This is a genomic window from Clostridium thailandense (assembly GCF_019207025.1).
GTDB classification, from domain to species: Bacteria; Bacillota; Clostridia; order Clostridiales; family Clostridiaceae; genus Clostridium_AM; species Clostridium_AM thailandense.
Window position 1 is genome coordinate 1 of the sequence record NZ_JAEEGC010000051.1, and the last position, 12,531, is coordinate 12,531.

The 12,531-nt window shown below is 30.6% G+C and carries 12 protein-coding genes; 8 read left to right on the forward strand and 4 right to left on the reverse strand.

Translation table 11 applies throughout. The features are described 5' to 3' along the window. The 8 genes from I6U48_RS11905 to I6U48_RS11940 all read left to right on the forward strand — a co-directional run. On the forward strand, positions 1-183 hold a 183-nt coding region (locus tag I6U48_RS11905; protein WP_218320687.1), incomplete at its 5' end, for a hypothetical protein. Positions 184-234: 51 nt separating this feature from the next. Further along, on the forward strand, positions 235-2,040 hold the full coding sequence (gene pepF / locus I6U48_RS11910) for an oligoendopeptidase F (protein ID WP_218320688.1): 1,806 nt from the start codon (positions 235-237) through the stop codon (positions 2,038-2,040). Positions 2,041-2,255: 215 nt separating this feature from the next. Continuing rightward, complete coding sequence (locus I6U48_RS11915) at positions 2,256-4,337, forward strand: sigma 54-interacting transcriptional regulator (protein ID WP_218320689.1); 2,082 nt, start codon at positions 2,256-2,258, stop codon at positions 4,335-4,337. A gap of 323 nt (positions 4,338-4,660) precedes the next feature. Continuing rightward, positions 4,661-5,659 (forward strand): dihydroxyacetone kinase subunit DhaK, encoded by a 999-nt coding sequence (gene dhaK, locus I6U48_RS11920; RefSeq protein ID WP_218320690.1) that lies wholly within the window; start codon positions 4,661-4,663, stop codon positions 5,657-5,659. 29 nt (positions 5,660-5,688) lie between these two features. Further along, positions 5,689-6,324 (forward strand): dihydroxyacetone kinase subunit DhaL, encoded by a 636-nt coding sequence (gene dhaL / locus I6U48_RS11925; protein ID WP_218320691.1) that lies wholly within the window; start codon positions 5,689-5,691, stop codon positions 6,322-6,324. A gap of 18 nt (positions 6,325-6,342) precedes the next feature. Continuing rightward, entirely contained in the window at positions 6,343-6,732 is a 390-nt protein-coding gene (dhaM, locus tag I6U48_RS11930; RefSeq protein ID WP_218320692.1) for a dihydroxyacetone kinase phosphoryl donor subunit DhaM, read from the forward strand. 339 nt (positions 6,733-7,071) lie between these two features. After that, on the forward strand, positions 7,072-8,097 hold the full coding sequence (locus tag I6U48_RS11935) for a C40 family peptidase (RefSeq protein ID WP_246615309.1): 1,026 nt from the start codon (positions 7,072-7,074) through the stop codon (positions 8,095-8,097). 1 nt (position 8,098) lies between these two features. Continuing rightward, the gene (locus tag I6U48_RS11940; RefSeq protein ID WP_218320693.1) at positions 8,099-8,629 is read left to right on the forward strand and encodes an AAA family ATPase; all 531 of its coding nucleotides are present in this window, start codon (positions 8,099-8,101) and stop codon (positions 8,627-8,629) included. Positions 8,630-8,767: 138 nt separating this feature from the next. Here I6U48_RS11940 and I6U48_RS11945 read toward each other — a convergent pair whose 3' ends face one another. The 4 genes from I6U48_RS11945 to I6U48_RS11960 form a co-directional block, all read right to left on the reverse strand. Beyond that, complete coding sequence (locus I6U48_RS11945) at positions 8,768-9,925, reverse strand: DUF4367 domain-containing protein (RefSeq protein ID WP_218320694.1); 1,158 nt, start codon at positions 9,923-9,925, stop codon at positions 8,768-8,770. Next, positions 9,918-10,436, reverse strand: a complete 519-nt coding sequence (locus tag I6U48_RS11950) for a sigma-70 family RNA polymerase sigma factor (RefSeq protein WP_218320695.1) — start codon at positions 10,434-10,436, stop codon at positions 9,918-9,920. Before I6U48_RS11950 ends, I6U48_RS11945 begins: the two co-directional genes overlap by 8 nt. Positions 10,437-10,554: 118 nt before the next feature. Next, positions 10,555-11,115 carry a hypothetical protein gene (locus I6U48_RS11955; RefSeq protein WP_218320696.1) on the reverse strand — a complete coding sequence of 187 codons (561 nt, stop codon included), beginning with the start codon at positions 11,113-11,115 and terminating at the stop codon, positions 10,555-10,557. 225 nt (positions 11,116-11,340) lie between these two features. Next, the gene (locus I6U48_RS11960) at positions 11,341-12,108 is read right to left on the reverse strand and encodes a CpsB/CapC family capsule biosynthesis tyrosine phosphatase (protein ID WP_218320697.1); all 768 of its coding nucleotides are present in this window, start codon (positions 12,106-12,108) and stop codon (positions 11,341-11,343) included. Between the last annotated feature and the right edge of the window lie 423 nt (positions 12,109-12,531).

Below are 12,531 nucleotides of genomic sequence, written 5' to 3' on the forward strand. Positions count from 1 at the left end.
GGTCTTGAATCCTATATATATAGATCGTTAACATTAAACATTAACTTATTTGAATATAAATTTGCCATTGCTAAAGATCATTTAATGTTCAAGTATATAATCAAAAATAACGTATGTACTTATAACAAAAAAACTGGATTTATTTGTAATTATGGGGTAAAATATATAAAACAAAAATATTGATAATGTTAAATTAAATACTATGAATATACTACGTAAAGGGGAGATTACTACATGGCAGAGGTTAAAAAAATTAAAACCAGAGAAGAAATACCGCAGGAATATAAATGGAAGGTTGACAAAATATATGAGAATGTAGAGCAATGGGAGAAGGATTTCGAAAACTTAAAGACAATTGTTTTAAAAATTTCAAATTATGTTGGTAAGCTTGGAGAAGGAAAGCATTTACTTGAATACTTGAGACTAGATGAAAAGATATCTAGGCTTGCAGGTAAATTAGCAGTATATGCACATTTGAAAAGTGATGAAAATACAGCTAATTCCACTTATCAGGCTTTAAGAGATAAGATATTTACTTACATTGCTGAAATAGGCAGCGCACAAGCGTTTTTTATTCCAGAAATATTAAGCCTTCCAGATGGTGAGGTTGAAAAAGAGCTAGAAACTACTCAAGAGTTAAAAATGTATGATTTCTTACTTAGAGATATATTAAGGAAAAAGCCGCATGTCTTAACAAAAGAAAAGGAAGAGTTAATGGCTGCGGTTTCAGATTGCTTGAATGCCCCAGATAGAATTTTTAGTATGTTGTCAGATGCAGATATGACTTTTAAGGTCATTAAAGATGAAGAAGGTAATGATATAGAGTTAATGGAATCTAATTACGGAAGTTTTATTCAGTCAAAAGATAGAAGAGTGAGAAAAGATGCATTTAAAGGGTTGTTTGAGACCTATAATAAATATAAAAATACTTTTGCAGCATCACTTACATCATCAATTAAGAATTTTATATTTATATCAAAGACAAGAAACTATGATTGTGCTTTAGAGTGTTCCTTAAAACCTAATAATATACCATTAGAAGTATATTATAATACTGTTGATACTATAAACAAAAATTTAAATTCTCTTCACAGATATGTTAAGGTTAAGAAAAAACTTTTAGGTCTTGATGAAATTCACATGTATGATTTATACGTGCCTATTATTGATACACCAAAAGAAAATATAGAATTTGAAAAAGCAGTAGAAACTGTTAAAGAGGGATTAAAGCCATTAGGAGAGGAATATATAGGTATTTTTGAAGAAGGAATAAAGGATGGTTGGATAGATATATACCCTAATAAAGGAAAAAGAGGTGGGGCATATTCTTCAGGTGATTATGATACTATGCCTTATGTGTTGCTAAATTATGACTTCAAATTAAATGATGTTTCAACCCTAGCACATGAGATGGGGCATTCAATACATTCTTATTATTCAAGAAAAAATCAACCTTATATTTACTCAGATTATTCATTATTTGTTGCAGAAGTTGCTTCAACTACAAATGAAAGTTTATTAATAAACTATTTAATAGATAAAGAACAAGATAAAAATAAGAAGCTATACCTTATAAACCAGCAATTGGAACAAATAAGGACCACCGTGTTTAGGCAGGTTATGTTTGCTGAATTTGAGAAAGTTACTCATGAAAGTATAGAGAAAGGAAACCCGTTGACATCTGAGGATTTAAGTAAGATTTGGCATGATTTAAATGTAAAATACTTTGGAGAAGATATGATTGTAGATGAGGAAATTGACATAGAATGGGCTAGAATACCTCATTTTTATAGAGATTTTTATGTATATCAATATGCTACAGGATATGCAGCTGCTAATTCATTTGCAAAAGAAATACTTGAAAAAGGAGAATCAGCTGTAAGCTCATATAAGGAATTCTTAAAGAGTGGTTCTAGTGATTATCCGATAAATGTATTAAAAAAGGCTGGAGTGGATATGACTACACCTAAGCCTCTAGAAGATACAATAAAAAGATTTAACGAACTTTTAGATATGTTAGAGAAGGAAAATAAAATTTAAACTCGTTACTTTTAACAATAAAAGATATTGCAGTATTAATTCCACTAGGATGACTAATAAGTATTGGTTATCCTAGTTTTTCTATAAGATAAGTAAAAGTTTTTATCATGCTGAATTCTGGAAACATATCCCTGCGGATAAGTTAAATGTCGGCCGTGGATATCTATAGCACATGTGAAATAGAAGTAGTTAAAGAAATGAGGTAAAGATTCATTATGTTTGCAAAAGAGTCCGTAACAATTAAATACGAAAAAGGATTACATGCAAGAGTGATTGCTATGGTAGTTCACAAAGTCAGTGAGATACAAAAAAGATATAACGTAGAATTATTTATTAGATATAAAGACAGAAATAAAATACCAGCTACCAGTGTTATGCCATTAGTGCTTTTAAAGGTGAAAAAGAATGAGGAAGTAATTGTTGAGGCTTATGGCGAAGAAGTAGAATCAGCAGTTAGAGAATTATGTGATTTTTTGCAAGGGGACTTTGATATTTTTGATAAGAATGCAATAAGTCAAGTGGACAAAATAATAGATAGTAATACCATAACGTGTGAACAAGTTTTTGATAGTATGGCTAATGGAATAGTAGTCAGTGACGAATATGATGTAATAACTGTCTTCAATCCAGCAGCAGAAAATATTTTAGGAATAAGAGCTTCAGAGGTAATAGGTAAAAGGGTATATGATGCAATACCTAACTCCAGGCTACATATTGTAAATAAAACTAGAAAAGCAGAACTTATGTGTAAGCAATTAATAGGAAGTTCATTGATATTAACTAATAGAACGCCTATTTCAATTGATGGTCAGCCTAAAGGAGCAGTAGCTAGTTTTGAAGATGTTTCTAATTTTGAAAAGATAACAGGAGAACTTAAAGAAGTAAAGGAATTGAAGGAAAGGCTGCAGCTTATACTGGAAACTGTTCAGGATGGCATATGCGTAATAAATAAAGATGGGATAATAACATATGTAAATCCAGCTTATCTGAAAATTTTAAATGAAGGCAAAGAGGAATTAATAAATAAAAATGTAAAAAATATATCACCAATGGGGGCCAGAAAAAAGGTATTAGACACAGGTAAAAGTATAACGGGAGCAATAAGTCATAAAAAGAATGGAGTTGTCATAGTATCAAACATTAATCCAATAATTGTTGATGGAGAAATGAATGGTGCAGTTTCAGTTGTAAAAAATGTAACTGAAGTTCAGAAACTTTATGAAAAATTGAATAAGGTAGCTGCTAAAGCTGAATATTTGGAGGAGGAACTTTTAAGAACAAAAAAACCTCATGACGCCTTTAAAAAATTTAAAGGTAAAAGTGGGAGCGTGTTGGATTCCTTGGCGATAGCTGCAAAAGCAGCTAGAAGTAATTCTACAGTTCTAATAAGGGGAGAAAGTGGTACTGGAAAAGAGCTAATTGCGGAGGGAATTCATTTTTCAAGTGAGAGGGCTTCAGGTTCCTTTATAAGAATAAACTGTGCTGCAATTCCAGCAGATTTATTAGAAAGTGAATTATTTGGACATGAAAAAGGAGCGTTTACTGGAGCTATAAAGAGAAAATTAGGTAAATTTGAGCTGGCACATAACGGAAGCATTTTCTTAGATGAAATCGGTGAAATGGACAAAAGTGTTCAAGCAAAGATTTTAAGAGTAATACAAGATAGAGAATTGCAGAGAGTTGGTGGAGAAGAAACTATAAAAGTAAATGTAAGAATCATAGCTGCCACTCACAGAGATTTAGAACAAATGGTTAGAGAAAAGGAATTTAGAGAAGATTTATACTATAGGTTAAATGTAATACCGATAATTATTCCACCGCTTAGGGAGAGAAAGGAAGATATACCTTTGCTGGTAGAACATTTTATAAAAAAAATGAAAGATGAAAAAGATATAAAAGGTATAAGTAAGGAAGCCATGGATGTACTTATGAATTATAATTGGCCGGGAAACGTTAGAGAATTAGAAAATTTGTTGGAAAGAATTACTGCACTTACAGATAATGAGTATATAGGAGTAGAGGATCTGCCTTCATATATAAAAGAAGAAGTTACGTATAAAGAGGATAAGAAAGCAGCCCATAAAGAAAGTTTAAATTCTAATTCTATGTTAGTTAAAATAGAGAATGAGGAAGAAATATTACCGTTAGCAGAATATGAAAAACTTATTATAGAAAAAGCTTTGAAAAAATATGGAAGCTATAATGCAGCAGGAAAAGCTTTAGGTATTACCCATAAGACGGTTGCAGCAAAGGCGAAATTGTATGGAATTGAGAAAGTTGTCCTTTGGGTAAAATGAATAACTTGGTAATAAATATCAATGTTCAACGAAAATATCAATGTAGATCTTCTTTTTTGTATCAATTTTAAAAAAGATTCTTAAATAAAAAGATTTGCAAATGCTGTAAATGTATACATTTGGGTGAAATTGACTAAGCATATTAGTGAATCATAATTAAACGTTTTCTCTTGGCATTAATTTTGCTGGTTTAATAATAAAAAGAAAAATTCATTTGAGTTGTAGGAGGTTAAAGTCCTAAATGGACTTTAACGGGTAATTTGTGAGCGGGAGCGAAGGGGTTTAATTACCACGTGTTTCCGACTAAAAGGAGGAATATATATATGAAAAAATTGATTAATAACCCTGATTTAGTAGTTGAAGAGATGATAAAGGGAATGATAGCTGCTCATCCAGAATATCTGAAGAAAAGTAATGCTGGTAATATATTAGTAAGAAAGGATTCACCAATAAAAGGTAAGGTTGCATTAGTAAGTGGAGGAGGAAGTGGTCACGAACCAGCACATGCTGGGTATGTTGGAAAAGGAATGCTAGATGCTGCAGTAGCAGGTGCCGTATTTACATCCCCAACACCTGATCAAGTTTATGAGGCAGTCAAAGAAGTTGATGGAGGAGCAGGAGTACTTTTAGTTATAAAAAACTATACTGGTGACGTAATGAATTTTGACATGGCTAAAGATATGGCTGATATGGACGGAATAAAGGTAGATAGTGTAGTGGTAAATGATGATGTAGCTGTTGAAAATAGCACATACACTGCAGGAAGACGTGGAATTGCAGGAACTGTTTTTGTGCATAAAATAGCTGGTGCAAAGGCAGAACAAGGTGGAAGTTTAGAAGAAGTAAAAAGAGTTGCGGAAAAGGTTATAGAAAACGTACGTAGTATGGGAATGGCATTAAGCTCATGTATAGTTCCAGCAGCAGGAAAGGCCAATTTTACCTTAGCAGAAAATGAAGTAGAGATAGGCATGGGCATACATGGTGAACCAGGAACCCATAGAGAAACTATAAAAACAGCAGATGAAATAGCAGAACACTTGGTTACTAAAATATTAAAGGATATGCCTGTAGAAAAAGGAACTGAAGTTGCGGTTATGGTAAATGGACTATCAGGAACACCATTAATGGAACTTTATATAGTTAATAAAAAAGTAAGTGAGATGTTAAGTGAAAGAGGTATTAAAGTTCATAAAACTTTTGTAGGTGAATTTATGACATCACTAGAAATGGCAGGGTGTTCAATAAGTATACTAAAATTAGATAATGAGTTAAAAGGGTTATTAGATGATAAAGCGGACACTCCAGCATTGAAGGTATATTAGTACATGTAAAAATTGAGGAGAGATAAGATATGAGCGTAAATGGAAAACAATTAATACAAATATTAAATAGAATTAGTGAAGTAATAGACGCAAATAAAACATATTTGACAGAATTAGATGCAGCCATTGGTGATGGAGACCATGGATTAAATATGAATAAAGGATTCATGGCTGTAAAGGAAAAGTTAAAGGATGAAGTCGGGAATGATATAGGAGATATCTTAAAGAAGACTGGAATGGCATTAGTATCCAATGTAGGCGGGGCTTCAGGGCCTTTATATGGAACAGCATTTATGAAAGCCGCAGTGGTAGTTAATGGAAAACAAAGTATAGACATAAGAGATTTTGTGAAAATGTTAGAAGAAGCTTTACAAGGCGTTAAAATGAGAGGTAAGGGAGAATTTGGTGATAAGACAATGATAGATGCTATAGAGCCTGCGTTAGATGCTATAAAGAGTTCTATAGACTCTGGAATAGATACTATAAAGATATTGGAAAAGGCTAAAACTGCTGCATTTCAAGGTGTTGAGGATACTAAGAAAATTATTGCTAAAAAAGGAAGGGCAAGTTATTTGGGAGAAAGAAGCATAGGTCATCAAGATGCAGGAGCTACTTCAAGTTATCTAATATTTAATACTATTTATGAAGAAGTAAGCAAAATGTAAGGAATTGAGGTATGAAATATGGTAGGAATAGTAATTGTATCACACAGCAATAAAGTTGCACAAGGAGTAAAAGAATTAGTAAGCCAGATGTCCGTTGATGGTAAAATAGCTACTGCTGGAGGTACTAATGACGGAAGATTGGGGACAGATGTGGAGAAAATTATAAAGGCTATAAATGAAGTTTACTGTGAAGATGGAGTGCTTGTACTTTTCGACTTAGGAAGTGCATATATGAATGCCGAAATGGCTATAGAAGGTTTAGATGAAAAAAAGAAAGAAAAGGTGGAAATAATCGATACAGCTCTAGTAGAAGGAGCGTTAACTGCAGCAGTTGAAGCTAGCATAGGAAAGAGTAAAGAAGAGATAAAGGAGTCTCTAAAGACAATGTGCCTTGGAAAGATGCCTTAAATTACAATGTGTTGCTAAAAATATTTTAATTGATTTTTAAAATATATTTGATTAAATTTTAAAAACATGAAATATAAGTTTGAATTTAGCTAAAATAGGCATAAATTAAAAAATTATGTCTATTTTTTTTAGATTTCTATTTTAAACATTCGAAAAATATTGTATTATTATAATTGTTACGATTTCATTTTGTAATACTGTAATTATCATATTATATAAATTATAGTCTTGATGCTTTAAATTACCATAATAAATATTTAATAGAATATAAAAATACATAAGAATGAATTATATAATAAACTTTGACATAAAAACATAAGATAATTATGAAAAGGAGAGATGATATTGAATAAAATATCGAAACTTGTTACTGCGGCTTTTATGGGGGTATTTATAGTTACAACTCCAGTGTCGGCAAAGCCATTAGATAGTAACAATCAAATCTTAGGAAACGGAAACGTCGAAAAAAACATAGAAATGTTGGACAACCAGATAGAAGGCGCTATTAGACAAGTAGAAAGCAATAAAAAAGATATAGCTGATGTTCAAAATCAAATGAGCAATTTACAAAAAGATATGGCTAATACTGAAAAAGATATAGCCTTTCATCAAGACTTATTTAAGAAGAGGGCAAGGGCTGCATATATGAGTGGAGCAGACAACTATTTAGAGATTATGCTAGATTCGAAAAATATCCAAGACTTTATATGGAGACTAGAAGCAGTCAAAAAAATTATAGAGTTTGATAAGAATGTAGTTAGCCAATTAAGTAGCAAAAAAGAAAAAATAATTGTAGAGCAAAAACAATTAAAGGATAAAAGTAATAAATTGGTTACATTGAAGGAACAAAATGAAAAAAAATTGGCCAAGCTTAAGACAGATAAAGAGAACCAGAAGAAGTTGCTAGCTCAAGCTCCTCAAAATAATTTTGCAATAGCAAGTACAGCTAATGTATTAAGTTCAAGCGGCTCCAGAAATAACTTATCTAGAGGAGCATTACATATTACAGGTGGATCAAATAGTGATGTTGTGTCATATGCTAGTAATTTTTTAGGAACACCTTATGTTTGGGGAGGAACTTCTCCATCAGGGTTTGATTGCTCTGGATTTACACAATATGTATATGGGCATTTCGGCGTGGGACTAGGCAGAACTACATATGAGCAAATAAGCGATGGTGTAGCAGTATCAAGGAGTCAACTTCAACCTGGAGATTTAGTTTTATTTGGAACTTCAAGTAATCCTCATCATGTAGGCATATATGTAGGGGATGGAATGTATATTCATGCGCCTCGAACAGGAGATGTAGTAAAGGTATCATCATTAGATAGAGGCGATTTTGTAGCTGGACGTAGGGTTAAGTAATATGGATAGAATAATTTGTTTAGTAGGTGAAAGTGGTTGTGGAAAGAGTACTGTTGCCGAAGCATTGGAAAAGGAAGGGTACAATTATATACAAAGCTACACTGATAGACCAAAAAGAAACCCTAATGAAAAAGGACATATTTTTATTGATATTAGCTATGACAAATGGATTGTGGAGCATAAAAATTCTGAAATAATAGCGGAGACTTTTTTTGATAAGCATCATTATTGGTCAATTAGAGAACAATATAAGGATAAGGGTATAAGTATATATACGGTAGATCCTAGGGGAGTACAAGACTTAAAAAGATTTATTGATGATGCTGAAATCGTAGGCGTATATTTAAGATGTGATGAGGCTAATAGAATTTTAAGAATGAGAATTGATAATAGAACTGAAGAAAGCATAATAACTAGAATAGAGAATGATAGAGAAACTTTTAAAATAGTGGAATGTGACTATACTATTGATGCAAATAGGAGTTTAGAACAAGTTGTGGATTTAGTAAAATGTATAATAGATTTTAAATAAGTTAAAATAATATAGTAACGTTTTTGCTTTAAGTGCATAGGATAAAGTGGGCAAAAGATAAAAGCAAAATAGTATGTGCGAGTTTTGGTGATTTTATAAGCAGAGGTGTCATATAGCCTCTGCTTTAATTATTAGAGATTAATTCATTGACTTTGTTATTTTTATTAATTCATCTTCTTGAATATTTCCTGTGATATCATATTGTATATTGTTTTTAACAAAATTAATTTCTGTAGTCATTATACTTGGGTCAGAAGGGTCTTTAGTTTTTGTTATATATCCTTTAGAACCATTAATATCAATAAATTTTCCTGTATAATTTGTAAAAGTAGTACTTTTGTTTTGCAGTATTTTAAAATAAATATTTTTAAAACTATAATTTAATTTAACATATATTTCTCTAGAGTCATTTTTAGGCAGTGATATATCCGTGAGTTCAAATCCATCAGGAATATATGAAGGCATAATAAGCTTTCCACCCCAAAAGTTTTCTGCATCTGCTATACTTACAGGTTTAGATGATTCACTTAAAGAAGATTTAAGCATAGGTGTGTCAGAATCTATTGAGCTTTTTGCAGAAATATTTGCAGATGCATTTTGTTTGGCATCTTCAGCTGTATTAGTATTATCATTTAACTCAGCAGTTCCAGATGAATCAGTTGCTTGTTTATTCTCAGGTGAAGGAGAATTTGTGGTGTTATCTTTAGGTTTATCTTTGCTTGAGGTTGATGGTGTACTACTATTACTGTTGGGCAAGTCAATATTTTGAGTACTACTATTACTATTGGGTAAGTGAACATTTTGAGCACCACTATTATTGCTAGGTAAGTCAGCATTTTGAGCACTACTATTATTGCTGGGTAAGTCAATATTTTGAGTACTACTATTATTGCTAGGTAAGTCAATATTTTGAGTACTACTATTATTGTTTACAGTAGATCTACTATTTTGCTGGATTTGTTTTTTTAAAACAGTTTCATTTGAATTATTAATGTTTACATCATTTTTATTGTTAGTGTATTTATTATTTTCGTTATTAAGTTTAGCAGACTTTTTAGGTATTTCATTATTATAAGTTACAAAAGAAGAGTTAGGTTTATGAAAGATAAATTTATAGCTTGCAATTGAAAATATAATGATAGTTAAAGAAGCTACAGTTACAAAAAAAGGTTTTAGATTATATTTCTTTTGTTCTTTGCATTTTTTTAAAGTTGATAATTTTAAATCCTCAGTAACTTGAATGTCCTTAAGGATAGAATTTGCAATTTCTTTTAAATTATTAATATCTCTACTCATAGTTTATCTTCCCATCTAAATTTAATTTTAAAACTTCTCTAGCTCTAAATAATCTGCTCCTAACTGTTCCATCAGGTATATTTAATATTCTGCTTATTTCAGTAGTTGAAAGCTCTTCATAATAAAAAAGAATAACTACATCTTTATACTTTTTGGGAAGGTCCATAACTTCCTTTAATAATTCTTTATATTGAAGTTTTTTTATAACTTCTGTATCAGGAGTGTCAGATTTTTTATCAAAATCATAATTAATAAGTTTCATATCTTCATGTAGTATAACTCTTTTAAACCAAGAGCTTCTTAATATATCTTTACAAGTATTCATAGTGATGCTTAGGATCCAAGTTTTCTCGGTACTGTTTCCGCGAAATTTGCAGAGATTCTTATATACTTTTACGAATACTTCCTGAAAAGCATCTTCAGCAAGATACTTGTCCTTTAGATATATATATGAGATTCTGAGTACGTCATTTCCGTATTCATTGATTAGTCTTTCAATTTCTTTATCCATATATGTCGTAATATCTTATGTCAAGATATTTTCCTCCTTCCCATATATTAGACGTACTAAAATAGTTTTATGCTTCAAAAAATAAATAAAGAACTAAAAAAATCCCTAGTGAATTAGTCTATAACATTCCATAATCAAGAAGGTATAGATTATTTTTTTCATCATATCCAAAAGAATTAATCTTACAATATTCATTTTGGAGTTCTGGAGAATCGCTAACCCATGTTTTTTTGAATTTTTCTAATAATGGAAAGAAGCTGTCCACATTTGAAAAACTAAATCCTTTTTCAAGATGGGTATATATGGTTTCTGTAGATTCAGTGCTTGTATCTAATGGAGTTAATAATTTATGGACAGTTAAATATATGAACTTACTTTCGTACAAGGCATATACAGGGCATAATATTTCTTTGAATTCTTGAAGTCGTTCGTCATCGGATGTATATATATCAAATTCATTAAGACACTGGTCAGCACCAATAGGTAGACGGAAGCTTGTAGCATCAGAAGAAGCCTTAATTATAAAATTATCTATTTTATATACACAGCGCATAGATCTCGCTATAATATTCTGCCTGGTTAATTGTCTTAATAAACTGTTGGTTGTTTTTTTATTACGACCTAAGGTCATACCATATTGATTTAAAAATTTTTCAACTTGTTGTAATTCTGCGTTCATAATTATACCCCCTTTTTCTCAAGTAAAATGATTAGTAATTATATTATTAGGGAAAATAAATTACTAATGCGATTAATTTGTTCAATTATAAAATAATTTAGATAAATGAAAATATTATTATTTATAATACCATAAATACAGGGGATTTTAAAGAACAATCTTAAATAGGATGCAAATACAGCACTTAAGATATAATAACTAGAGGTAAACTCTAGTTATTATATCTTAAGTGCTGTAATGCGTTAGATGTTTATTAACGTGCATAAGTTTAGAGATTGAAAAATCATATTTTAAAATTTTTATAGATTGATGTTTAGCTATCATGTTTCCGATTTTTAGCTTATCTATATCATAATAATCAAGACTATGTGTATCAGATCCAACGGACATTTGTATATTATTTTTTTTAAGCTTCTTTAGCAGTCTGCTTGTCCGCCAAGAATCTATAGTTTTTACCACCTCATCAAAATAATCATATCCATCATTCACGTTTAATTCCCAAAATAGATTATGATCTTTAAGTGTATTAATTACATAGTTTAAACCATATATTTTGCAAGAATTAAGAATATTAGTATGAGCTAATCCTATTTTACAGGTTAGTTTTGAAGTGTACTCTCCAATTTCGCTAAATTTAACACTGTGTTTGAAGAAATCTATATATTCTAGAAGTACGAAATCTAACTTATTGAGGTATTCATAAGGTAAATTTTTCAAGTCACACAATTCTTTATTCATACATATTTCTATTCCTGCAAGTATCTCAATTTTATTTTTGTATTTTTCTTTCAATCTGTTAATATCTTCTATATATTTTTGAAGGTCTTTACTGCGTACAGAGTCACATTTGTCGGTTTGAAAATGATCAGAAATACCTACTGCAGTCACAGAATTGACAATAGCATTTTGTATGATTTCTTCTGGCGTGTGTGCGCCATCAGACCAAGTTGTATGGTTGTGTAAGTCCATAAAAGACATTTCGCTTAAATCCATATAGTTGACCTCTTTTCGATTTAGAATACTTACAAAGTATAATCGTTTACAATAATATGATAAACCAATTTGACAGAAAAGTAAATATGTTTAGAAGAGTTGATACAATAGAATATTAAATGATATAATTCTTCAGATTAATATATATGAAGTGAAAAAATCATTGTTTGATTTTTTTGAAGGATTTCATGGACTGGATTGCAAAAAAATAATATAGACAATATCAAAGCTTGTAACACTTTATCGACTTGCTGCATATTATTATATTAAGCAAGGGATGAAAATAAAAATATGCCGGTAATATTTTTAGTGTAATATATGAGCAGAGTGAAAACTCTGCTTAATTTTTGTATTTTGAAATAGGCTATAGTAAAATATTCTTAATAGAGTTATAGATACTCGTAGCCGACACTTAACTTATAC